The organism is Bradyrhizobium sp. CCGUVB23 (assembly GCF_024199885.1).
GTDB lineage: Bacteria > Pseudomonadota > Alphaproteobacteria > Rhizobiales > Xanthobacteraceae > Bradyrhizobium.
This window is the reverse complement of record NZ_JANADQ010000001.1, coordinates 3,933,726-3,955,203: the sequence shown is the minus strand read 5'-3', so window position 1 is coordinate 3,955,203 and position 21,478 is coordinate 3,933,726. Positions and strand designations below refer to the sequence as shown.

Genomic DNA, 21,478 nt, shown 5'->3' with positions numbered 1-21,478 from the left:
AGGTCGCGCGGCACGCTGGGGAGCCGTCAATGCAGCGGATTACGATCACGATCGAGGACGATTTGCTGGCGGAGATCGATGCGGCGGCGCAGGCGCGCGGCTACCAGAACCGATCGGAGATCATCCGCGACCTCGCCAGGGCGGGGTTGCAGCAGACGGCGGAGGACACCGCGCAGACGGGTCCCTGCGTTGCAGGCCTCGTCTATGTCTACGACCACGCGGCGCGCGATCTCTCCAAGCGCCTGGTACAGGAATTCCATGGCCATCACGATCTCGCCCTCGCAACGCTGCACGTCCATCTCGACGACGACAATTGCATGGAGATGACGGCGCTCAGGGGATCAGCCGACGAGGTCAAGCATTTCGCCGACCACATCATCGCCGAACGCGGCGTGCGCTACGGGCGCGTGGTGATGATCCCGACGGGTGAAGGCAAGCAAACAAAGCCGCGCAAGCACGCGCACAAGCATGGGTGACGTCGCCTTCGCCGCACGCACGGTGCACCCTCTCTCCTTGTGGGAAGGGCGTGAGGGGTCTCTTTCGCGAAGCGCGTGACTGAATGCTCGTATCTCGAAGCGAGGCGCAAGAAGCAAAAATGTTGGCGCGCAATCACAAGACCGCTTTTTGATTTTTTTCTAAGTATCAGTCGTGATCCTCGGGGGGCGCCTTTCAGGCACTGTAGCTGAGGATCGTCGGCGGCCCCGGTCATCCTCACCTGTAGCCGGGGTCGTCCGCTCGGCCCTCGAAAAAAAGATCCACGCAATGATTGCCCCACGAGACAGGACGATCCTTGCCACGTCGGTCGTTGTACTCTTTCTCGCTGGCCCTGTTTCACTATTTCACAAAGCGGTCGCCGGCGATGTCGATGGCCGCTATGCAAACTCTCCCCTCAAAGGTTGGTTCGAGAAGCTCAAGTCAGGTAAAGGCCTTTGTTGCTCCGACGCTGACGGGAAGGCGTTGTCGGAGGTCGATTGGGAAAGCAAGAACGGCCACTATCGCGTCCATATAGGAGGTGAATGGTGGGACGTCCCGGACGATGCGGTGATCAAAGAACCGAACCAGTTGGCCGGGCGATGGTCTGGCCGGTTTGTATAAGGTCTTATGCAGAGCCGTCTGTGCTGAGGATCGACATCCGATGCTTCATGCCGGGCAGCATGACATAACATCCGGCGCTTCGCGCCACCTTCTTCCGCAAGGGAAGAAGGGAAGAGAGCGTCATCCGCCTCGGCACAGCTTCAAAACGAAAACAACCCCAAGCCTGCCTTCACCTCGTCGAGCGTCGCCTGCGTGACCTCTTTCGCGCGCTCGGTTCCTTTGCGTAGCTCTGCCAGTACATGGGATTGATCCTGCGCGAGCCGGTGTCGGCGTTCCCGGACCGGCGCGAGCAAGGCTTGCAAGATATCTTCCAGGCGTTTCTTGACCTTGACGTCGCCGAGGCCCCCTGCCCGATAGCGCGCCTTGAGCTCCTCCACCTCGGCCTGATCCTCGGCGAATGCATCGAGATAGGTGAAGACGACATTGCCCTCGACCTGTCCGGGGTCGCTGGCCCTGACATGTCGGGGGTCGGTGTACATTTTGCGCACGGCCTCGCGAATCTCACCCGGCGACGCCGACAGGGCGATGCTGTTGCCCAGCGACTTGCTCATCTTCGCCCGGCCGTCGATGCCGGGAAGCCGCCCCGTGGCCGGGATCATCGCTTCGGCTTCCGGCAATAGTCTTCGTCCGACCTGGCGGTTGATCCGCCGCACGATCTCGTTGGTCTGCTCGATCATCGGCGCCTGATCCTCGCCCACGGGAACGACGCTCGCCCTGAACGCGGTGATATCCGCGGCCTGCGCGACGGGATAGCAGAGGAAACCGGCCGGGATGTCGCGCTCGAAGCCGCGCATCTGGATTTCCGCCTTGACTGTCGGGTTGCGCTCAAGCCGCGCCACGGTGACGAAGTTCAGATAAAGCAGTGACAGCTCCGCCAGCGCCGGCAGCGCCGATTGCAGACAGATCGTCGTCTCGGAGGGATCGATGCCGACGGCGAGATAATCCAGCGCCACCTCGATGACGTTGCGCTTCACCTTGTCGGGATCGTCGGAATTGTCGGTCAGCGCCTGATGATCGGCGATGAGGACGTATTGCCGGTGCGACCGCTGCAGCGCGACGCGGTTTCGCAGCGAGCCCGCATAGTGCCCGAGATGCAGCGGGCCGGTGGGGCGATCACCGGTCAGGATGATCGGCTTGATGGTCGGCTTGTCTTGCGCTGGGGAAAGCATTGACGTCTCCGGGATTGGAGCCGCCGCGCTTCGACAGTGGGTTCCTGGGATGATGACCATGCCGAACACGGCGGCGATGGTCGAATGAAAGACATGACGACGCGCCGCTCCTTCAGAAGGAGCGCCACCAAGTGCAGATGAAAGGGGTCATCGGGTCGGTCATACCAGCTTATTCGCACAGCTCGGATGCATCGGCAAGCCGGTCGATACGGCGTGACCGACGCCACGCCCCGAACTCGTCATTGCGAGCGAAGCGAAGCAATCCAGGCTGTCACCGCGGAGGGATTCTGGATTGCTTCGCTGCGCTCGCAATGACGGAAAGGAGGCGCACTCGGTGCGAGTCTGACTCCGTGATCGCGGATGCAGCCCCTCACCCCAACCCTCTCCCCGTAAGAACGGGGAGAGGGAGAAGCACGCGTGAACTACGCCGCCAGCAGATCCTGCAACTTGGTGCCGTTGGGAACGCCGAGCCCGGAACAGGCATCCCAGCCGGGGCCGGCCTTGTACATGCCGTGCAACTGACCGGTGATGTCGTTGTTGCCGCTGGTGATGTCGCGGAACGCGCCTTGCGCCCCGGCTGTATAGATCAGCGGGTTGATGAAACCGACCGTCTTGCCGAACTTCTTGGTCGTGGCTTCATTGATCCGCGCGATCAACCCCGCCATCAGCGGCGCCACCGCGCTGGTGCCGCCGATCGTGGCGCCGGCGCCATTGAGGAAGATCTGATAGCCAGTGGCCGGATCGGCGTCGCCCGCGATATCGGGCACGCCGCGCCCGCTGTGATGTGCCGGCGATTTCGGGACATGGGCGTTGGCCTGGTACTTTGGCTGGGCGAACACGATGCTGACGCCGCCGCCGCCCGCTCCATCCTCCGGCCCGCCGTTCCAGACCACTTCCTGGATGTGGCCGTTCGGCGCCGTGAGATTGGTGCCGCCGCAGGCCAGCGCAAACGGGCTCGACGCCGGGAAGTCAGCATGCGGCTTGCCGTCCCAACCTTCGCCCATGTCAGCCGACCCGTTATCACCGGAGGCGACACAGACGGTGACGCCCATTGCGGCCGCGTCGCGGATCGCCTCGTTGAGACCGTCGAGGAACTGTTGCGAGTTCTCCGGATCTTCCGGGCCACCCCAGCTGATCGAGATCACCGAGGGTTTTCGCGCGCTGTCGTGGACTGCAGCCTTCACCGCATCGATGAAGCCGTTGGTGGTGTTGGGCGCAAAATAGACCACGATCTTGGCGCCGGGCGCGATCGCGCCGGCCACCTCGATGTCGAGCACGACCTCGCCGTCGGCTTCGGAATGGCCGGGCTTGTTGGCTCCGCCGTCGACGCTCGCCGGCGCGATCTGCGGCATCGGGATTCCCGCCTTCTTGAAGAATGTCTTCAGGTCCGATGTCTTGTAACCGGCTCCCGTCGGCTTGCCCTTCTGGTCGATGTCGTTGAGCTCGATGATCGCGATGCACTGGCCGGCGCCGGTCTCGCCGTCCGGAAAGTTGTAGAGCTGGGCGATCTGCTCGACCGAGAAGCTGCGGCTCTGAGCCGCGTGCGCGATCGCCGCCCGTCCGATCCGCTTGTGCCGGAAGTGCGGACGCGCGACCGGGCGATTGTCGAGCCCGTGCACGCCAATGACGATCCCCTCGAGCTCGGCTGGGATCTGCACGCTGCCCTTGCGCATCCGGTAGGTCCCGCCCTCATGCTTGACCTTGTTGAGCTTGACGCCGAAGGCCGCGCTCAGCGCCTTCACCGTGCCGGTCAGCTTCACTGTGCGCGAGGCCAGATGCACGCTCTTGACGTTGAGATCGTGGTGATGGGCAAAATTGTCGATCTTGGCGACATCAGCGGGATCGGCACCCATCTGCTCGGCAAATTCGCTGCGGGAAAGATATTGCCGTTCACGCGGCAATTGCGCACCCAGCGCCATCACGGTGTCATCGTCGGAGCGCTTGGCGCGCAGGCGGACGCTGATCTCGATCTCCTGCTTGGGATCGGCCGCGCCAACCAGCTTGGCCCCCTTCGGCAACTTCCGCGCGCTGTTCGCCAGCGCCACGCGTTTGACCGTGCCTGCCATGACTTCCTCCGTTTGTGATTGGAAGGGCGATTGCCGGTATTCAACTATAGGTGTAATCTGAGGTCGAAATTGGTTCAGATATTTGACGATCTTTTTTCAGAAATACCTTTGTTATACCGATCAAAACATCGACATCTCAATCCGGAACAGAATTGGTCAGTGGCTCGGACCAATCGATGTCAGCGAACTCGATTTAAAATTGCAACCGTCGGCGTGCTTGGCCGACCAATGGAAGATACTCTCAAAATCAATTGGCGCAGGAGTTGAGCGATGCTGGCTGACCGCAAATGGGTTCAGAGAAATCTTGGTTTCGATCCGATCACGACGCCGCCGCCGCGCGAGACCTATACTGTCAAGCGCCTGGCGGACGCAGCGGTGAAACGGTCCGCAAAAGTTTCTCCGGAAGATTTTCAGCGCGAGATCATCGATTTCGATTCGGAATCGCCTGCGGGCCGCGAGTTCATGGCCTTCTCGACCGCGACCGGGCTGTCGCGCTTCACCGACATTCCCTGGCCGAAGGGGCTCGCGCCGCAGACCGGGCCGAAGCCGAGGGGCAACGGCAACAGCCCGTTGCCGCGCGCCGACGTGCTGGTGGTGACCTGGACCGTCGACGAGGGCCATGCGCTCAGCCGCGTGCTGACGCCGGGCAAGGACTCCCGCAACGACTACCTGCCCTACAAGCACAATTTCACGACCATCTCCAAGAAGATGCGGAACGGCTGCCCGGCCATGGAGCTGAAGCGGCTCGGCACCTACTGGACCACCACGATCGGCAAGAAGAAGGTCGTGATCTTCAAGTCCGATTCGCACATGTCGCAGGACGGCCCGCAATTGCCGAACATCGACGTCTGGCGCCAGATCATCCAGGAGGTGCAGCCCTCGCTCGTCATCACCACGGGAACCGCCGGCGGCATCGGCAAGCAGGTCGAGGTTGGCGACGTCATCGTCAGCCCGATCGTTCGCTTCGACTGCCTGTCGAAGTTCAAGAAGCAGCCGTTCGCGCAAGAGCATTTTTCGAGCAAGTCGGCGAAGACGACGCGTTTTGCAGAGGCCAAGGCGCTGTTCAAGGCCAATGCCGGGCAACTGCCGAAGGACAATACGCGGCCGCCAAAAATCTTCGTGGTGAAGCCGAGCGGATTGAGCTCGTCCGTGGTCACCACCGATTTCTTCGGCTTCGACACCTCGGACGATCATTTCCATCTCCAGGGCCTCGGTGACGTCTCCGAGATGGGCGATGCGATCCTCGGGCTCGTCGCCAAGGACATGGGCGCGAAGGCGCCGCGCTGGCTTGCGATCCGCAACGTCTCCGACCCTCAGATCAAGGCCGAGGGCACGCTGAAGCAGCAGGAGCAGGTCGCGGCCCAGATCTACAAGGGTTTTGGCCGCTGGAGCTCGGTCTGTAGCGCAATCACCTGCTGGGCCAGCATCGCGGCCGAAGAATAGGCCGCACGCAGCGGCAGGTCAGCCTCCCTTGCCGAAAGCGGCCGGCATGTCTACCTCTCGCGAGTGAATTCTCGTGAGAGGTACCCCGATGCTTGATGCCGCCGTCAAGGCGCTGTCGCAGATCATCTCGCCGCCGATGCGCTCGATCCTGTGGCGCTCGATCGGCGTCGCGCTCGTGCTGATCACCGTGCTGGCGGTCGGCTTGCAGCGTCTGCTCAGCTGGTTTGCCACCTATGGCGAGGTCTGGCTCGAGGGGCTGCTCGGCCCCGGCTGGCACTCCGCCCTCGAGGTGCTGTCCTGGATCGTCTCGATCGCGGCCGGCCTTGGCGTCGTCTTCGGCGGAATCCTCCTGATGCCCGCGATCACCTCGCTGGTGGCGAGCCTGTTCGTCGACGACGTCGCCGATCATGTCGAGCGCGAGCACTATCCGGCCGAGCGCCCCGGCGTCGCGCTGCCGTTCACGATGGCCATCCATGAGGGCGTCAAGACGGCGCTGCTGACCATCCTGGTCTATCTGATCGTGCTGCCCTTCGTGTTCCTGGCGGGCGCCGGCTTCCTGATCTTCTTCATCGCCACCGCATGGCTTCTGGGCCGCGAATATTTCGAGCTTGCCGCCATGCGCTTCCGCCCGCCGGAGGAAGCCAAGGCGATGCGGCGCGACAATGCGGCAACCATCTTCGCCGCCGGCCTGATCATCGCCGCCTTCGTGTCGATCCCGATCGTCAACCTGGCGACGCCGATCTTCGGCATGGCCTTCATGGTCCACATGCACAAACGCCTGTCGGGCCGGCGACCGGAGCTGATCGAGCCGGCACGGTATATGCGCTGACGACGATTAGACCGATCGCCTGAGTCCGGTTGCGGACCGCCAAGGAGATCGCTCCCTCTCCCGCTTTGCGGCGGAGGTTGGGGTGCTCCTGCGATCGAGAGCCTGAAAGTGGGCGTCCGCGGAGGACGTCCTCACGATGGACCATCGCCGCAGTTTCGTGAATCTTTCGCCACGAATCAGGATTCTCAATCAGCTCGCCATTCCGGCGGGGGGTCCCGCGGAATAGCGGGGCCTGCGACTGTTGTCAGGAATCTCTCGCGCATTGGCTCCATTTCCTAAAGGGTTAGAGTCCAGTAGGAGAATTGATCCATGGCGAACATCGAAAGATTTCCGAGAAACAAGGCAGTAGATCTGGCCAAGCTTGAAGCAGATGTCACGGCGGCTTTGCCCGGGTCGCCCGGCTGGGTTGTCCCACCGGCTCTATCCGAGCCATTGCCTGACTACGTCGAGCATCGAGATGGGGTTTCGCGTGTAGGCCAGCTCACTGCCGAGGCCGTCGTGCGCGACTATGAGGCCGCGGCCAAAGAGATCGAGGCTATGGGAACCGAGTTGATCAGCGCGGCGAAAAAATGCGAGGCGATGACCGCCGAGGTGCACACGACGATTGCCTTCATGCGAGATACCGCGGCCTCATATCGCGAGGAAGCCAAGAGGATTTTCAAGCGCATCGAAGAATGCGCGCTGTTTACGGAGGATGTCCGCAAGACTTGCGAAACTGTCAAACGCCGGATGATGGAGGACAGAAGTATCGCCTGATCCGCACGCCGCCTAAAGCGCGATGGGATTGGGATGAATCGTCATCGCGCTTCAGGTTATTGTTTGAGCATGATCTCCGCGCAAACGCGTTCCGCGTTTGTCGCGAGGGAAAACCGCTGCACACTTTTCCGGATCATGCTCTAGATCGACCCGATCAAGATCCGGACACTCTACGTCACCGCCACTCCGCACTTGCGCAGCACCGACTTGGCCAAACCGAACGGCGCCGGCGTGAACGGTCCGGGCGGCGCGCGGGTGAGCAGTGCGACGCAGCCGAGCGCTGTGATCGCGAGCCAGAAGCACAGCCAGAAGCCGTCGATATAGGCGAGCACATTGGCCTCGCGCTGCACGAAGCCCGCGAGCGTGCCGACCGCGCGGGCCTGCGCCGCGCCCAAGCCATGGGCGGCGAAGCGGCCAGCAAGCTGCTTCAGCATCCTGACCACGTCGACGTCCCCGGTTGCAATGTACTGGCCGAGATAGTTGGAATGGATCTGCTCGCGGACCCGCAGCCATGTTCCCATCAGTGCAACGCCGATCTCGGCGCCGCCAAGCCGCATGATCTGAATATAGGCCGCAAAAGCTGTCGCGCGGCTCGGGTCGGAGTTCGACAGCAGCGTGATGATGAGCGGCAACAGGGTCAGCGACTGTCCGATCGCCTGCAGCAGCACGATGCCGACGAAATCCGCGCGCGCCCACTCGTGGGTGAGCTGGGTGCCCCAGAGATTGGCCGCGGCAAAGCAGGCAAATCCCACGACCACCACCGTCCGCGTATCGAAATGCCGCAGCAGCCAGATCGAGAGCGGCACCAGCACGAACATCGGTAGCGCGCCATAGGTGAGCAGCAACAGGCCGCTCTGTTCGGGCCTGAGCAGGCCGATGGTGGCAAGGAAATTCGGCACCAGCGACGAGTTGGAGAGGCTGGTCAGCGTATAGAGCAGGATCAAGATCAGCGACAATCCGACATTGCGCGAGAACAGCACGTTGACATGCGCCCAGGGCTGGCGGACTAGCGACTCGTTGATGAGGAAGCCGACGAACAGGACGGCTCCGCCGGTGATCAGCGCCATCACCGTGCCCGACTCCAGCCAGTCCAGCCGGTTGCCCTGGTCGAGGCCGGCATAGATCATCGACACGGAGGCACCGAGCAGCACCATGCCGCCCCAATCGGCATGGCGCAGCAGGTCGTGATTGACCGGCTCGCTCGGCGTGCCCTGATAGACCATCAGGCCCATCAGCGGCGCGATGACGACGCCCTGCCAGTACAGCCATTGCCAGCCAAGATGGTCGACATAAAAGCCGACCAGCGAGGTCGAGGTATCCAGCGCAAAGCCGACGCGGATCGCGTAGATCGCAATCGCCGGCAGCCACCAGCGGATCGGCAGGTTGCGGAACACGATCATCAACGTCGCCGGCACGAAGGTGCCGAGCAGCAGGCCATGCACGATGCTGAGGGCGATCAGCGCCGGAAAATCGTGAACGAAGGGAATGATGAAGGAGATGACGGCGTAGACGAGGCTCGGGATACCGAGCACGCGACGCAGGCCAAACACCGTCGCCAGCCAGGCCACCGCGGGCGCGATGAAGATCTGCGAGCCGATGCCGGCGGTGGAGAGCCAGGCTCCCTCGTCGAAGCCGAGCGAGAACGCACCGCGCAGATCAGGCAGGCCGACCGTGGTCAGCCGGCTGTCGAAATTGGCAAGGAACGAACCGAGCAGCACGGCCCCGACAGCGAAGACCGGTCGTGGCGCGATGCCGCCGCGCGAGAGAGGTCCGGGATCGGCACCGTCATTTGCCGCCATTCGTCCCTGCACCGTCGGTGTGGATGCTGGTGACGACGGACATTCCCGGCAGGAGGCGCTCGATGAGCGGCTGGTTGTCGTCGAGCTGGATACGCACGGGAACGCGTTGCACCACCTTGGTGAAATTGCCGGTCGCATTATCCGGCGGCAGCAGCGCCACTTGCGAGCCGGTCGCCGGCGCGATGCGCTCGACCCGGCCGCGCAGGCGCTCGCGCGGGAAGCTGTCGACAGTGATGTCAACCGGCTGGCCCGGCTGCACGTGCGTGAGCTGGGTCTCCTTGTAGTTCGCGATCACATAGACTTTGGGCAGCGGCACGACGTTGATGAGGTTGGTGCCGATATTGACGTAGTCGCCGGGCTGCACCTGGCGCTCGCCGACGACGCCGTCGAACGGCGCTGAGATGCTGGTGTAGCCGAGCTTGAGCCTGGCGCTTGCAAGCGTCGCCTTGGCCGCTTCGAGGTCGGCGGCGCGCTGCTTCTTGGTTCCTTGCAGGACTTCGAGCTGGTGGCGCTGCGCGGCGATCACGGCGCGGCTTGCACGCACGTCGGCCTGCGCCTTCGCGAGCGATGCGACCGCCTGCTCCAGCCGCTGCCGCGTACCGGCCTCGGTCTGCGACAGCGATTGCTGGCGCTGCTGCTCCTGCTGCGCCTCGACCTCCAGCGCTTCGGCGGAGAGCCGCGCCGCCTCGGCCTGCGCGATCGTCGCATATTGCAGCTCGACCTGATTGCTCAGATTGTCCAGCGCAGCCTGCGCGGCAGCAACGTTCGCTTCGGCCTGTGCGACCTGCGCCTGATAATCGGCGGGATCGATCTGGATCAGGAGATCGCCGGCGTGCACGCGCTGGAAATCGGTGACCGCAACGTTGAGCACCTCGCCCGTCACCCGACTCGCAAGCCGCGTCAGCTCGGCACGGACATAGGCATCATTGGTGGTCTGGATTGCCGCGCTGCCGACCCATTCGTCGAAACGCAGGGTCGCCAACGCGACGAAGCCGAGCGCGACGATGACGGCAAACAGCGGAATGGCGAGCCGGCTCCACAGGCTCGGAGCCGGTCGTTGCGTCGGCCTGGAAGCGACGAGGGGAGCGGCAGGCGGCGGCGAACTGACTTGTTCTTGTTGACTCACGGCACCCCCCGAAATCATGTCGCGAACACAATTCCTATCATCGTCATTCCGGGACGATGCGACGGGACCGCGAAGCGCGGCCCGGAGCATCGAGCCCGGAATAACGGAGAAACTTTGCCTCAGACCGTCTTCTCCGGCCATCGGCAGAGATCGTTGATCAGGCATACCTCACAGCGCGGCTTGCGCGAGAGGCAAGTATAGCGGCCGTGCAGGATCAGCCAATGATGGGCATGCAGCATGAACTCGGCCGGGATCACCTTTTCGAGACCGAGCTCGACCTCGAGCGGCGTCTTGCCGGGCGCGAGGCCGGTGCGGTTGCCGACGCGAAAGACGTGCGTGTCGACCGCCATCGTGTGCTCGCCGAAGGCCATGTTGAGCACGACATTGGCGGTCTTGCGCCCGGCACCCGGCAGCGACTCGATCTCCGCGCGCGTGCGCGGCACCTCGCCGCCGAAATCGGTCAACAGCTTGGCCGACAACGCGATCACGTTCTTCGCCTTGGTGCGATAGAGGCCGATGGTCTTGATGTAGTCGCGCAAGCGCTCCTCACCGAGATCGAGCATCTTTTGCGGGGTGTCCGCGACCTGAAACAATTCGCGCGTTGCCTTGTTGACACCGGCGTCCGTGGCCTGGGCCGACAGCACGACGGCAACGAGCAGCGTAAAGGGATTGAGATGCTCGAGTTCCCCCTTCGGCTCCGGATTGGCCTTGCGGAAGCGGGAAAAGACCTCGTGGATCTCGGCCGGCGTCCAAGCCTTGATCGTCGTGGGCTTTACGGCCTTGAGCGATGTCTTTGCGGCCCGCGCAGGCTTGGCGGCTTTCGCCTTTGCCTTCTTCTTCGGCACGGAGGATTTGCGGACGGCCGCCTTGCGGGTGATTTTTGCCATGACCGGGATATACTGACAGGCCATGAGCACAGGCAACGAATTTGAGCGCGCGAGCGAGGTGCAGATCTTCTCTGCGCTGCTGACGCCGCATCGCTCGCTGAACCGCACCGGCTTTCTCGTCGTGATGCTTTTCCTGAGCGTCGTCAGCTTTGTCACCGGGATCGCCTTCCTGATGATGGGCGCCTGGCCGGTGCTCGGCTTTTTCGGTCTCGACGTGCTGGTGATCTGGTGGGCCTTCAAGGTCAATTTCCGCACCGCGCGGGCGAGCGAGGAGATCGTGGTCACGGTCTCCGAATTGCGCGTGCGGCGGATCAGCCATCGCGGCCATGTCGCCGAATGGGTGTTCAATCCGCTCTGGGTGAAGCTCGATCTCGAAGCGGACGAGGAGTTCGGCATCGAGCGGGTCTATCTGGTCTCGCGCGGCCGCCGCCTGTCGGTCGGCACCTTTTTGGGACCCGATGAAAAGGCTAGCTTTTCCAAAGCTTTATTGGACGCCCTGAACGCCGCCAAGCGCGGCCCGACCTACAATCCGGTCACCTGAACCCTGTCAGAAATCGGGTGGTTTGGAGCGCCTGCTCCTCCTACATTTCCAGTCATGATGACACTCGCCATACATGACCAGCGCCTGGCCAGGCCGGGCTCCCAGAATGCCGCGCTGCGGGACTATGATTCCGTGCGCCGCGCGATCGCCTTTATCTCGGAGAACTGGCGCGCGCAACCGACCATCGAGGCGATGGCGGATGCGGCCGGCGTCACGCCGGATGAGCTGCACCACCTGTTCCGCCGCTGGGCGTCGATCACGCCAAAGGCCTTCATGCAGGCGCTGACGCTCGACCATGCCAAGCACCTGCTGCGCGATTCCGCGAGCATCCTCGACGCTGCGCTCGACTCGGGTCTCTCGGGCCCGGGACGGCTGCACGATCTCTTCGTCACCCACGAAGCGATGTCACCGGGCGAATGGAAGAACGGCGGCGCGGGCCTGACCTTGCGCTACGGTTTCCATCCATGTCCGTTTGGCACCGCGATCGTGATCGCGACCAGTCGCGGATTGTCAGGACTTGCCTTCGCTGATCCCGGCGAGGAGCAGACCGCACTCGTCGACATGACGCGGCGTTGGCCGAAGGCAACTTACGTCGAGGATCATGAAGGCACCGCGCCGCTCGCCCAGCGCATCTTCGACACAAAACTGTGGCGGCCGGACCAGCCGCTGCGCGTCGTCATGATCGGCACCGACTTCGAGGTGCGGGTGTGGGAGACGCTGTTGAAGATCCCGATGGGACGCGCGGTGTCCTATTCGGACATCGCCTGCAAGATCAACAGCCCGAAGGCTTCACGCGCCGTCGGCGCCGCGGTCGGCAAGAACCCCGTCTCCTTCGTCGTGCCCTGCCACCGCGCGCTCGGCAAGGATGGCAAGCTCACCGGCTATCACTGGGGCGTCACCCGCAAGCAGGCGATGCTGGGCTGGGAAGCGGGGCAGCTGGGGGTGCAGTAGCTTGCCACCTACTCCGTCATTCCGGGGCGATGCGCAGCATCGAACCCGGAATCTCGAGATTCCGGGTTCGCCCTTCGGGCGCCCCGGAATGACGGCCTCAATTTACTAGCTCGCCAGATCCAGCTTCGACGCCACCGTCGAATCCGCATTCAGCCGGTAGATGATCGGCACACCTGTCGCCAGCTCGCGCTTCAAAATGCCTTCGGGCGAGAGCTTTTCCAGCACCATGATCAGCGCGCGCAGCGAATTGCCGTGGGCGGCGACCAGCGTGCGCTTGCCGTTGAGCACGCCCGGCAAGATCTCCTGCACGTAGTAGGGCAGCGCGCGCGCGAGCGTGTCCTTCAGGCTTTCGCCGCCGGGCGGCGGTACGTCGTAGGAACGGCGCCAGACGTGGACCTGCTCCTCGCCCCATTTCTTGCGCGCGTCATCCTTGTTGAGGCCGGAGAGATCGCCATAGTCGCGCTCGTTCAGCGCGAGGTCCTTCGACGTGGGCAGCCCGGTCTGGCCAAGTTCAGTAAGAATGAGATCGAGCGTGTGCTGGGCGCGCGTCAGCACCGAGGTGAAGGCGACGTCGAAGACGAGGCCCTTCGCCTTCAGCTTGCGGCCGGCCTCCTTGGCTTCCGCCACGCCCTGCTCGGTGAGATCGGGATCCTTCCACCCCGTGAACAGGTTCTTCAGATTCCATTCGCTCTGGCCGTGGCGCACGAGCACGAGAAGACGTTCGCTCATTCCTGCTTTCCGTTCGTTGCGTTCGATTGATCAGGTATCGCCGAGACCGAGCACGTCGGCCATCGAGTAGAGGCCCGGCTTCTTGCCATGGGCCCACAGCGCCGCCTTCAGCGCGCCATGGGCGAACAGCATGCGGTCCTCGGCGTGATGCGACAGCGTCAACCGCTCGAACGGGCCGAGGAAGCTCACGCTGTGATCGCCGGCCGCGGTGCCGCCGCGCAAGGAGGCAAAGCCGATGTCGCCGGTGCGACGCGCGCCTGTGATGCCGTCGCGGCCACGGGCCGAATGATCCCCGAGCGAAATGCCGCGGCCGCTGGCTGCGGCTTCGCCCAACATCAGTGCCGTGCCCGAGGGCGCATCGATCTTGGCACGGTGATGGGTTTCGACGATCTCGATATCAAAAGTGTCGCCAAGCGACTGCGCCACGCGCTTGACCAGCGCGGTGAGCAGATTGACGCCGAGGCTCATATTGCCGGATTTGACGACGACGGCGCGGTTGGTGACGCTCTTGATCACCGCGTCGTCCGACGCCGAGAGGCCGGTCGTACCGATGACATGAACGAGCCCGCGCTGCGCGGCGATCGCGACATTGGCAATGGTCGCGGCCGGCACGGTGAAGTCGAGAATGCCGTCGGCCTCTGCCGACATCGCCCAGAGATCGGCCGACACTTGCACGCCATTGGCCGGAAGCCCTGCGAGCACGCCGGCATCCTTGCCCAAAAGTTCCGAGCCGGGCGCTTCCAGCGCGCCGGCCAGCACCGCACCTTCGGTCTCGGAAATCGCACGCGTCAACGCCCGGCCCATCCGGCCGCCGGCTCCAGCAACAATCAAGCGCATCTCGGACATGGTGTGATCCTCTTCGGGGCCCGTTGTAGCGGGGGGATGCTGTTCCGGCAACCGAGGGGGCACAGGCACCTGTCATTCCGGGGCGCCCGAAGGGCGAACCCGGAATCTCGAGATTCCCCGAAGCGCAATTGCGCTCGGAGATCTGGTCCTTCGGACCATCCCGGAATGACGCCGCGGGTTGAAGCGAGCCTTACGGCTGCGGGCCGTCGTAGCCCTCGATGACGATGAGGTCGGCGATCGAATGCGGCTGGCGCACCTTGATGTTGGCCTGGTATTCCGGCGAGTTGTAGCAGGCGAGCGCGGTCTCGTAGTCGGGAAATTCGATCACGACGTTGCGTGCGCGGCTCTGGCCCTCGACGCTGGTGAGCTTGCCGCCACGCACGGCGTAGCGTCCGCCGAACTTCTTGAAGATCGCAAGATTGGCGGCCGCATAGGGCTTGTAGCCCTCGTCATTGTGCACGTCGACGCGCCCGATCCAGTAGCCCTTTGCTGCCATTCTTCTTCTCCTTGTGATGTTCAGGTGAGCGCTTGCGCGATCTCGGCCTGGATGGCCTCGGCAGTCGCCCGGGGATCTGCAGCTTCGACGATGGGACGCCCGACCACGAGATAGTCGGCGCCCGCGGCAATCGCGCGTCCCGGCGTCATGATGCGCTTCTGGTCGCCGGTCGCCGCGCCTGCCGGGCGGATGCCGGGCGTGACGAGGTTCATCTGGTGGCCGACGATCTTGCGCAAGCTACCGGCTTCCTCGGGCGCGCAGACGAGCCCGTCGACGCCAAGCACCTGCGCCTGCTGCGCGCGCGCCTCGACCAGCTCGGAGACGCCGAGCCGGTAGCCGGCCGCATGCAGATCATCGTCATTGTAGGAGGTCAGCACGGTCACGCCGAGAATCTTCAAGGCCGACGCGCCGCGCCCTTCGACCGCCGCCTTCATGGTCTGCGGATAGGCATGCACGGTGAGGAAGGTCGCGCCGAGTTTGCTGATGCTCTGGACACCCTGCATCACCGTGTTGCCGATGTCGTGCAGCTTGAGATCGAGAAACACTTTCTTGCCGCGATCCGCGAGCTTGCCGACCAGCGGCAAGCCGCCCGCATAAGTGAGCCGATAGCCGATCTTGTAGAAGGTGACGCTGTCGCCGAGCCGATCGATCATCGCCTCCGCCAGTTCCGGGCTCGGCAGGTCGAGCGCGACGATCAGGCGGTCGCGGGGGGCAATTTCGGCTTGCGTCATGTCACCTCACATCATGCGTTGGGAAATGTCGATCAGTTGCCGCACCAGCTCCTTCAACCCGGCGATATCGCTCTCGTTCTTCAGCCTGTCCATATCGTCATAGGCCTGGTCGGCAAAGGCGAGCGCGAACTGGCTGGCAATCACATTGGCGTGGCAGGAGCTCAGGATCAGCCGCAGCGCGGCGAGTGCTCGGCTGCCACCGAGCCTGCTCTGAGATGCGCCGGCGATCGCAAACGCACGGTTGCGAAACACTTCGCCGCGCTTCTCGTGTGGGTCCTGGACGCGGCTGATCCAGTCGATCGCATTCTTGAGCAGCGGCGGCACGGAAGCGTTGTATTCGGGCGTGACGATCAAGATGCCCTGATGCGCACCGATCATGCGCTTGAGGTTCACGGCGTGCTTGGGCACGCCGGATTTCACGTACAGATCTTCGTCGTAGATCGGCAGCGGGAAGTCGGCGAGCGAGACGCGGGTGACGTCGACGCCGGCCTGGGCGAATTCATAGGCGGCGACCGCCGCCAGCTTCGCATTGTGCGAGCCGGTGCGCAGCGAGCCGGGTATGATCAGGATCTTGGGTGCGGCCATCCAGAAAAACGCGTTCGGCGAAAAGGATCCGCCGCGCGAAGACGAAAGCCGGCGGAATTAGTCTTTGCGATACACCCAGACGCGGGCCGGCGGAAGGTTCATCCAGATCCGTTCCGAGGCCTCTGTGGACACGCCGGGCAGCGATTTCGGGATCGGCGGCACCACCGAATAGGTGAATTGCACGAAGGGTGCGCCGGGCGCGAGCGCGGCAAAGGAATCGCGAATGAGCCGCAGGCGCGTGAACATCGGCTTGGTGACCAGCGGCAGGCCGGAGACGACGGCCGAGGCGGGTCCACCCAGCACGTTCCAGAGCGTGTCGCGCAGGCGGTAGGCATCGCCCTGCACCACCTTGGCTTGCGGATAGCGGTCGCGCAGCAGCGCGCAGAAGCCGGGATTGTATTCGACGAGGACGAGGCGCTTCTGGTCGATGCCGCGCTCGACCAGCGCGCTGGTGATGGCGCCGGTGCCGGGCCCAAGCTCGACCACCGGTGCGTCCGAATCGACATCGACATATTGCGCCATGGTGCGGGCGAGCAGGCGGCCCGACGGCATCACCGCACCCATGTGCAGCGGCTTTTCAATCCACGACCGGAGAAAGCGTACCTCGTCGTCGAGACGGGGCTTCTTCAACGCGCGCACGGACGATTGCATGGGCATGTCAGGACCGGACGGGACCGCGTCGCCGCGGCGTGTCAGAAAATGGTCATAAAGACGTATAGGCCGCGGACGGTACGGTCAAGCCGAGTCAATTCGCCCGATTACCGAAGAAATCCTTGACCTTGGCGAAGAAGCCCGCGGATTCCGGCTGTGTCGCGCCGGAGGAGAGCTTTTCGAACTCGGCCAGCAATTCCTGCTGCTTCTTGGTGAGGTTTTGCGGCGTCTCGACGGCGACCTGGACGTACATGTCGCCCATCTGGCGCGAGCGCAGCACCGGCATGCCTTTTGATGCAATGCGGAATCGGCGGCCGGACTGGGTTCCGGCCGGAATCTTCACCTTGGACTTTCCCTTGTCGATGGTCGGCACCTCGAATTCGCCGCCAAGGGCCGCCGTGACCATCGAGATCGGCACGCGGCAATGCAGGTCGGCGCCGTCGCGCTGGAAGAACTGGTGCTGGGACAGCGACAGGAAAATGTAGAGGTCGCCGGCCGGACCGCCGCGTACCCCGGCCTCGCCTTCGCCGGCGAGCCTGATCCGCGTGCCGTCCTCGACGCCCTGGGGAATATTGACCGACAGCGTCCGCTCGCGCGTGACGCGACCTTGCCCGGCGCAGGACGGGCAGGCGTCCTCGATCATCTGGCCGCGGCCCTGGCAGCCCGGGCAGGTGCGCTCCAGCGTGAAGAAGCCCTGCGACTGCCGCACGCGGCCCGCGCCGGCGCAGGTCGAGCAGGTCTTTGGCTTGGTGCCGGTCTTGGCGCCGGTACCCGAGCAGGATTCGCAGGTGACGGAGACCGGGATCTCGATCTGCGCGGTCTTGCCGCCAAACGCTTCCTCGAGCGTGATCTCCATGTTGTAGCGCAGGTCCGCCCCACGCTCGCGGCCGCCGCGGCCGCGCTGTCCGGCCATGCCGAACAAATCTTCGAAAATGTCCGAGAAGGACGAGGCGAAACCCGCGCCGAAACCGGCGCCACCGCCGCCGAAGCCGCCGCCCTGCTCGAAGGCAGCGTGGCCATAACGGTCGTAGGCCGCGCGCTTGTCCTTGTCCTTCAAGACCTCATAGGCCTCGTTGATTTCCTTGAAGCGAACTTCGCTGCTGTCGTCCCCGGGATTGCGGTCGGGGTGGAATTTCATCGCCAGTTTGCGGAAGGACGATTTCAGGATGGAATCGTCGGCGTCGCGTTCGACTTCGAGGGTTTCGTAATAGCAGCGCTTGGTGGACATGTTGAACCCGGTCTAGTCGCAGTTCACGTCGGGGTGAAACAACGTCGCCACGCGACGATACGAGCGCCCTCGCGCCTTGCGGCAGAGGACTGCAAAGCAGCGTTCAGAAGAGCGGCTGGGAGTTGATCGATCGTAACGAGGAGGCGCCCCGTTCGGCCCGGCGCGAAAGCCTCCCCCTGTCGGGGGAAGGCCGTCGCATTATGGGTCCAAGCCATCCGCATCATGACCCTCGCGGGCTTTAAGCGGACTTCTTGTTGTTCTTGTCGTCGTCGACTTCGGTGAACTCCGCGTCGACGACGTCGTCCTTGGCAGCATCCTTCTTGGCGTCGGCCTCGGCCTGCTGCTTGTACATGGCTTCGCCGAGCTTCATCGAAGCCTGGGCCAGCGTGTTGGTCTTGGCCTTGATCGCCTCGGCATCGTTGCCCTTCAGCGCTTCCTTGAGGTCGCTGACGGCATCCTCGATGGCGCGGCGCTCGGTCTCGGCGACCTTCGAGCCGTGCTCGGCCAGCGCCTTCTCGGTGGAGTGCACCAGCGCGTCGGCATGGTTCTTGGCGTCGACCGCCTCGCGGCGCTGCTTGTCGGCCGCGGCATTGGCCTCGGCGTCCTTGACCATCTTGTCGATGTCGGCTTCCGACAGGCCACCGGAGGCCTGGATGCGGATCTGCTGCTCCTTGCCGGTCGCCTTGTCCTTGGCCGAGACGTTGACGATGCCGTTGGCGTCGATGTCGAAGGTCACCTCGATCTGCGGCATGCCGCGCGGGGCCGGCGGAATGCCCATCAGGTCGAACTGGCCGAGCATCTTGTTGTCGGCCGCCATCTCACGCTCGCCCTGGAAGACGCGGATGGTGACCGCGTTCTGGTTGTCCTCGGCGGTCGAGAACACCTGGCTCTTCTTGGTCGGGATCGTGGTGTTGCGATCGATGATGCGGGTGAACACGCCGCCCAGCGTCTCGATGCCCAGCGACAGCGGGGTGACGTCGAGCAGCAGCACGTCCTTGACGTCGCCCTGGAGCACGCCGGCCTGGATCGCAGCGCCGATCGCGACGACTTCGTCGGGGTTGACGCCCTTGTGCGGCTCCTTGCCGAACAGCTGCTTCACGACTTCCTGGACCTTCGGCATGCGCGACATGCCGCCGACCAGAACCACTTCGCCGATCTCACCGGCGGTCACGCCGGCATCCTTCAGCGCCTTGCGGCAGGGCTCGACGGTCTTCTGGATGAGGTCATCGACCAGCGCCTCGAACTTGGCGCGGGTGAGCTTCATAGTCAGATGCTTCGGCCCGGTCTGGTCCGCCGTGATGAACGGCAGGTTGATCTCGGTCTGCGTCGTTGAGGACAGCTCGATCTTGGCCTTTTCAGCGGCTTCCTTCAGGCGCTGCAAAGCGAGCTTGTCGTTGCGCAGGTTGATGCCCTGCTCCTTCTGGAACTCGTCGGCGAGATAGCCAACGAGGCGCATGTCGAAATCCTCGCCGCCGAGGAAGGTGTCGCCGTTGGTCGACTTCACCTCGAACACGCCGTCGCCGATCTCGAGAATCGAAATATCGAACGTGCCGCCGCCGAGGTCGTACACGGCGATCGTGCCGGCCTTGGTCTTGTCGAGGCCATAGGCAAGCGCAGCCGCGGTCGGCTCGTTGATGATGCGCAGCACTTCGAGGCCCGCGATCTTGCCGGCGTCTTTGGTCGCCTGGCGCTGCGCGTCGTTGAAGTAGGCGGGAACGGTGATGACGGCCTGCTCGACCTTCTGGCCGAGATGGGCTTCCGCGGTCTCCTTCATCTTCTGCAAGATGAACGCCGAGACCTGCGAGGGCGAGTAGGTCTGGCCGTCGGCCTCGACCCAGGCGTCGCCGTTGGAAGCCTTCACGATCTTGTACGGAACGAGCTTCTTGTCCTTCTCGACCATCGGGTCGTCGTAGCGGCGGCCGATGAGGCGCTTCACTGCGAAGAAGGTGCGCTCGGGATTGGTGACGGCCTGGCGCTTGGCAGGCTGGCCGACGAGGCGCTCACCGTCGTCCGTGACGGCGACGATCGAAGGCGTCGTGCGCATGCCCTCGGAATTCTCGATGACTTTGGCGTTCTTGCCATCCATTACGGCGACGCACGAGTTCGTGGTGCCGAGGTCGATCCCAATGACCTTTCCCATGGTCCTGATATCCTTCTTTATTGCGGCAGGTTGGTTGGGCCCAGAAGGCACCCGATCCAAAACCCCCTAAGATCAAACATCCGCGATATTGCGATGGTTGAGGCTCATATAGGAGGGGGGGAGGGGCCCGCAAGGACCGAACGCAAGTTTCAGCCGCGAAAACATTGGGTTTTGGAAGATCATACCGGCCTCAAAGACCCCTCGCGGTGAGGGTTTATTAACGGGTTCAATCCTCAGGGCCAGCCTCAGCGCCCGGCCATGTCCGATCGTGCCCCACCCTGTTACGGCGCAGCCAAACCCGTTAATAGTCCGGGCGACAAAACCGGGCGGCCGGACAGCACCGCCAGGGCCGCGCCCCGCGCGACAAAGGGGCCCGATGCCCCACCATCGAACGGCCTCAATGTGGACCAAGTAGACTAGCCATGAAATTGATACGCCCCCTCGCCGCGCTTGCCCTTCTCATTGTTTCCGCCGTTCCGGCCCTCGCGGCCGATGCCGTTTTCGCGCCGGGTGCGCGCGTCGGCATGGTGCCTTTGATCGGCCTCTCCCCGGCCAAGACCTTTCCGGGCTTCGAGAGCGACGACGGAGGCGTGAAGGTGCTGGTCACCGAGTTGCCGCCCGACGCCTATGGCGAGGTCGCCAACGCCTTCAAGGCCAATCCCGGCGGTGCCGGCGGCATCAAGCCGGACAAGCTCGATACGCCGGCGGGCCTTGCCTATTACACCGTCGAGACCGGCAAGGCCGGCACGGCAACTGTGAAGCGCTATTCGATGATCGTGCCAGGCACCGGCTTCTCCGGCTATGTCGCCGTGCAGATCCCCGAGAACGCCACCAAGATCTACTCGGACGACGCGGTTCGGCAGATGTTCGCCACCGCGGTGACGCGCAAGGAGGTGCCGGTCGACGAGCAGCTCGCGCAGATGCCGTTCAGGATCACCGATCTCGCCGACTTCAAGAACGTCCGCACGCTGTCGCCGGGCGCCAGCATCGTGTTGGCCGACGGCGACGAGACCACGGGCTTCGAGCCCAAGCCGTACATGATCATCGGCCTGATCGGCGCAACGCCGCAGCAGCCGGACGACCGCGCCCGTTTCGCGCAGGAAGCGGCGATGCAGATCCCCGGCATGCGCGAGTCCAGGATCACCATGTCCGAGCAGATCCGCGTCAACGGCCAGCCGGCAATGGAAACCCGCCTCGACGGCGTCAGCGGCAAGGACAAGACAGCGGTCACGGTGGTGCAGTGGATCCGCTTCGGCGGCGGCACGTCACTGCGCATCATCGCCAGCGCCCCGCGCGACCAGTGGTCGGAAGCCTTCACCCGCTTCCGCGCGGTACGCGACGGCATCCAGCCCAAAGGCTAAGTGAATTCACGCGCGAGATGGCGCTCCCTCCCCCGCGGGAGAGGCGAAC

20 protein-coding genes and 1 pseudogene are annotated in these 21,478 nt (G+C 63.9%); 8 read left to right on the top strand and 13 right to left on the bottom strand.

Features of this window, described 5'->3' with window-relative positions:
* Nucleotides 1-29: 29 nt before the first annotated feature.
* The gene (gene nikR / locus NLN62_RS18075) at nt 30-476 is read left to right on the top strand and encodes a nickel-responsive transcriptional regulator NikR (protein ID WP_027525164.1); all 447 of its coding nucleotides are present in this window, start codon (nt 30-32) and stop codon (nt 474-476) included.
* Nucleotides 477-762: 286 nt separating this feature from the next.
* A pseudogene (locus NLN62_RS18070) lies at nt 763-1,163 on the top strand (hypothetical protein).
* A 72-nt stretch (nt 1,164-1,235) separates the two neighbouring features.
* Here NLN62_RS18070 and trpS read toward each other — a convergent pair.
* A complete protein-coding gene (trpS, locus tag NLN62_RS18065) occupies nt 1,236-2,264 on the bottom strand; it encodes a tryptophan--tRNA ligase (protein ID WP_254109729.1) in 1,029 nt (342 codons plus the stop codon).
* 422 nt (nt 2,265-2,686) lie between these two features.
* Entirely contained in the window at nt 2,687-4,330 is a 1,644-nt protein-coding gene (locus tag NLN62_RS18060; protein WP_254109728.1) for a protease pro-enzyme activation domain-containing protein, read from the bottom strand.
* A gap of 270 nt (nt 4,331-4,600) precedes the next feature.
* Here NLN62_RS18060 and NLN62_RS18055 point away from each other — a divergent pair, with 270 nt between their 5' ends.
* The 3 genes from NLN62_RS18055 (at nt 4,601) to NLN62_RS18045 (ending at nt 7,358) form a co-directional block, all read left to right on the top strand.
* Complete coding sequence (locus tag NLN62_RS18055; protein WP_027525161.1) at nt 4,601-5,773, top strand: hypothetical protein; 1,173 nt, start codon at nt 4,601-4,603, stop codon at nt 5,771-5,773.
* An 88-nt stretch (nt 5,774-5,861) separates the two neighbouring features.
* Nucleotides 5,862-6,602, top strand: coding sequence for a sulfate transporter family protein (locus NLN62_RS18050; protein ID WP_254109726.1), 741 nt, complete (start codon nt 5,862-5,864; stop codon nt 6,600-6,602).
* 309 nt (nt 6,603-6,911) lie between these two features.
* Nucleotides 6,912-7,358: a hypothetical protein gene (locus NLN62_RS18045; RefSeq protein ID WP_063621741.1), complete on the top strand. Its 447-nt coding sequence runs from the start codon at nt 6,912-6,914 to the stop codon at nt 7,356-7,358.
* A gap of 170 nt (nt 7,359-7,528) precedes the next feature.
* On the opposite strand, the gene NLN62_RS18040 is transcribed toward NLN62_RS18045, so the two are convergent.
* From NLN62_RS18040 to nth, 3 genes are all read right to left on the bottom strand, one after another.
* Nucleotides 7,529-9,157, bottom strand: coding sequence for an MFS transporter (locus NLN62_RS18040; RefSeq protein WP_254109724.1), 1,629 nt, complete (start codon nt 9,155-9,157; stop codon nt 7,529-7,531).
* On the bottom strand, nt 9,144-10,283 hold the full coding sequence (locus NLN62_RS18035) for an HlyD family secretion protein (protein WP_254109722.1): 1,140 nt from the start codon (nt 10,281-10,283) through the stop codon (nt 9,144-9,146). The genes NLN62_RS18040 and NLN62_RS18035 overlap by 14 nt, the downstream gene beginning before the upstream one ends.
* A gap of 119 nt (nt 10,284-10,402) precedes the next feature.
* Nucleotides 10,403-11,170 (bottom strand): endonuclease III, encoded by a 768-nt coding sequence (gene nth, locus NLN62_RS18030; protein ID WP_254109720.1) that lies wholly within the window; start codon nt 11,168-11,170, stop codon nt 10,403-10,405.
* A gap of 22 nt (nt 11,171-11,192) precedes the next feature.
* Between nth and NLN62_RS18025 the strand changes: the two genes are divergently transcribed.
* Together NLN62_RS18025 and NLN62_RS18020 are read left to right on the top strand one after the other, a co-directional pair.
* Nucleotides 11,193-11,711 carry a DUF2244 domain-containing protein gene (locus tag NLN62_RS18025; protein ID WP_254109718.1) on the top strand — a complete coding sequence of 173 codons (519 nt, stop codon included), beginning with the start codon at nt 11,193-11,195 and terminating at the stop codon, nt 11,709-11,711.
* A gap of 54 nt (nt 11,712-11,765) precedes the next feature.
* Nucleotides 11,766-12,662 carry a bifunctional helix-turn-helix domain-containing protein/methylated-DNA--[protein]-cysteine S-methyltransferase gene (locus NLN62_RS18020; protein ID WP_254109716.1) on the top strand — a complete coding sequence of 299 codons (897 nt, stop codon included), beginning with the start codon at nt 11,766-11,768 and terminating at the stop codon, nt 12,660-12,662.
* 105 nt (nt 12,663-12,767) lie between these two features.
* Here NLN62_RS18020 and NLN62_RS18015 read toward each other — a convergent pair whose 3' ends face one another.
* From NLN62_RS18015 to dnaK, 8 genes are all read right to left on the bottom strand, one after another.
* Nucleotides 12,768-13,391 (bottom strand): 2,3-bisphosphoglycerate-dependent phosphoglycerate mutase, encoded by a 624-nt coding sequence (locus tag NLN62_RS18015; protein WP_027525154.1) that lies wholly within the window; start codon nt 13,389-13,391, stop codon nt 12,768-12,770.
* Between the two features lie 30 nt (nt 13,392-13,421).
* Nucleotides 13,422-14,237, bottom strand: coding sequence for a 4-hydroxy-tetrahydrodipicolinate reductase (gene dapB / locus NLN62_RS18010; RefSeq protein WP_254109714.1), 816 nt, complete (start codon nt 14,235-14,237; stop codon nt 13,422-13,424).
* A 190-nt stretch (nt 14,238-14,427) separates the two neighbouring features.
* Nucleotides 14,428-14,733 carry a DUF1330 domain-containing protein gene (locus tag NLN62_RS18005; protein ID WP_035663427.1) on the bottom strand — a complete coding sequence of 102 codons (306 nt, stop codon included), beginning with the start codon at nt 14,731-14,733 and terminating at the stop codon, nt 14,428-14,430.
* Nucleotides 14,734-14,753: 20 nt separating this feature from the next.
* Entirely contained in the window at nt 14,754-15,464 is a 711-nt protein-coding gene (gene pyrF / locus NLN62_RS18000) for an orotidine-5'-phosphate decarboxylase (protein ID WP_254109712.1), read from the bottom strand.
* 6 nt (nt 15,465-15,470) lie between these two features.
* Nucleotides 15,471-16,049, bottom strand: a complete 579-nt coding sequence (locus NLN62_RS17995; protein ID WP_254109710.1) for an NADPH-dependent FMN reductase — start codon at nt 16,047-16,049, stop codon at nt 15,471-15,473.
* Nucleotides 16,050-16,106: 57 nt separating this feature from the next.
* Nucleotides 16,107-16,706, bottom strand: coding sequence for a class I SAM-dependent methyltransferase (locus NLN62_RS17990; RefSeq protein ID WP_027525149.1), 600 nt, complete (start codon nt 16,704-16,706; stop codon nt 16,107-16,109).
* A gap of 88 nt (nt 16,707-16,794) precedes the next feature.
* Entirely contained in the window at nt 16,795-17,928 is a 1,134-nt protein-coding gene (dnaJ, locus tag NLN62_RS17985) for a molecular chaperone DnaJ (protein ID WP_027525148.1), read from the bottom strand.
* A 238-nt stretch (nt 17,929-18,166) separates the two neighbouring features.
* Entirely contained in the window at nt 18,167-20,068 is a 1,902-nt protein-coding gene (gene dnaK / locus NLN62_RS17980; RefSeq protein ID WP_027525147.1) for a molecular chaperone DnaK, read from the bottom strand.
* A 422-nt stretch (nt 20,069-20,490) separates the two neighbouring features.
* Between dnaK and NLN62_RS17975 the strand changes: the two genes are divergently transcribed.
* Complete coding sequence (locus NLN62_RS17975) at nt 20,491-21,429, top strand: hypothetical protein (protein ID WP_027525146.1); 939 nt, start codon at nt 20,491-20,493, stop codon at nt 21,427-21,429.
* The last annotated feature ends 49 nt before the right edge of the window (nt 21,430-21,478 follow it).

Coding starts and splice junctions, on each gene's coding strand:
- nikR (WP_027525164.1), top strand. CDS start 30: ATGCAGCGGATTACGATCACGATCGAGGACGATTTGCTGGCGGAGATC.
- trpS (WP_254109729.1), bottom strand. CDS start 2,264: ATGCTTTCCCCAGCGCAAGACAAGCCGACCATCAAGCCGATCATCCTG.
- NLN62_RS18060 (WP_254109728.1), bottom strand. CDS start 4,330: ATGGCAGGCACGGTCAAACGCGTGGCGCTGGCGAACAGCGCGCGGAAG.
- NLN62_RS18055 (WP_027525161.1), top strand. CDS start 4,601: ATGCTGGCTGACCGCAAATGGGTTCAGAGAAATCTTGGTTTCGATCCG.
- NLN62_RS18050 (WP_254109726.1), top strand. CDS start 5,862: ATGCTTGATGCCGCCGTCAAGGCGCTGTCGCAGATCATCTCGCCGCCG.
- NLN62_RS18045 (WP_063621741.1), top strand. CDS start 6,912: ATGGCGAACATCGAAAGATTTCCGAGAAACAAGGCAGTAGATCTGGCC.
- NLN62_RS18040 (WP_254109724.1), bottom strand. CDS start 9,157: ATGGCGGCAAATGACGGTGCCGATCCCGGACCTCTCTCGCGCGGCGGC.
- nth (WP_254109720.1), bottom strand. CDS start 11,170: ATGGCAAAAATCACCCGCAAGGCGGCCGTCCGCAAATCCTCCGTGCCG.
- NLN62_RS18025 (WP_254109718.1), top strand. CDS start 11,193: ATGAGCACAGGCAACGAATTTGAGCGCGCGAGCGAGGTGCAGATCTTC.
- NLN62_RS18020 (WP_254109716.1), top strand. CDS start 11,766: ATGATGACACTCGCCATACATGACCAGCGCCTGGCCAGGCCGGGCTCC.
- NLN62_RS18015 (WP_027525154.1), bottom strand. CDS start 13,391: ATGAGCGAACGTCTTCTCGTGCTCGTGCGCCACGGCCAGAGCGAATGG.
- dapB (WP_254109714.1), bottom strand. CDS start 14,237: ATGTCCGAGATGCGCTTGATTGTTGCTGGAGCCGGCGGCCGGATGGGC.
- NLN62_RS18005 (WP_035663427.1), bottom strand. CDS start 14,733: ATGGCAGCAAAGGGCTACTGGATCGGGCGCGTCGACGTGCACAATGAC.
- pyrF (WP_254109712.1), bottom strand. CDS start 15,464: ATGACGCAAGCCGAAATTGCCCCCCGCGACCGCCTGATCGTCGCGCTC.
- NLN62_RS17995 (WP_254109710.1), bottom strand. CDS start 16,049: ATGGCCGCACCCAAGATCCTGATCATACCCGGCTCGCTGCGCACCGGC.
- NLN62_RS17990 (WP_027525149.1), bottom strand. CDS start 16,706: ATGCCCATGCAATCGTCCGTGCGCGCGTTGAAGAAGCCCCGTCTCGAC.
- dnaJ (WP_027525148.1), bottom strand. CDS start 17,928: ATGTCCACCAAGCGCTGCTATTACGAAACCCTCGAAGTCGAACGCGAC.
- dnaK (WP_027525147.1), bottom strand. CDS start 20,068: ATGGGAAAGGTCATTGGGATCGACCTCGGCACCACGAACTCGTGCGTC.
- NLN62_RS17975 (WP_027525146.1), top strand. CDS start 20,491: ATGAAATTGATACGCCCCCTCGCCGCGCTTGCCCTTCTCATTGTTTCC.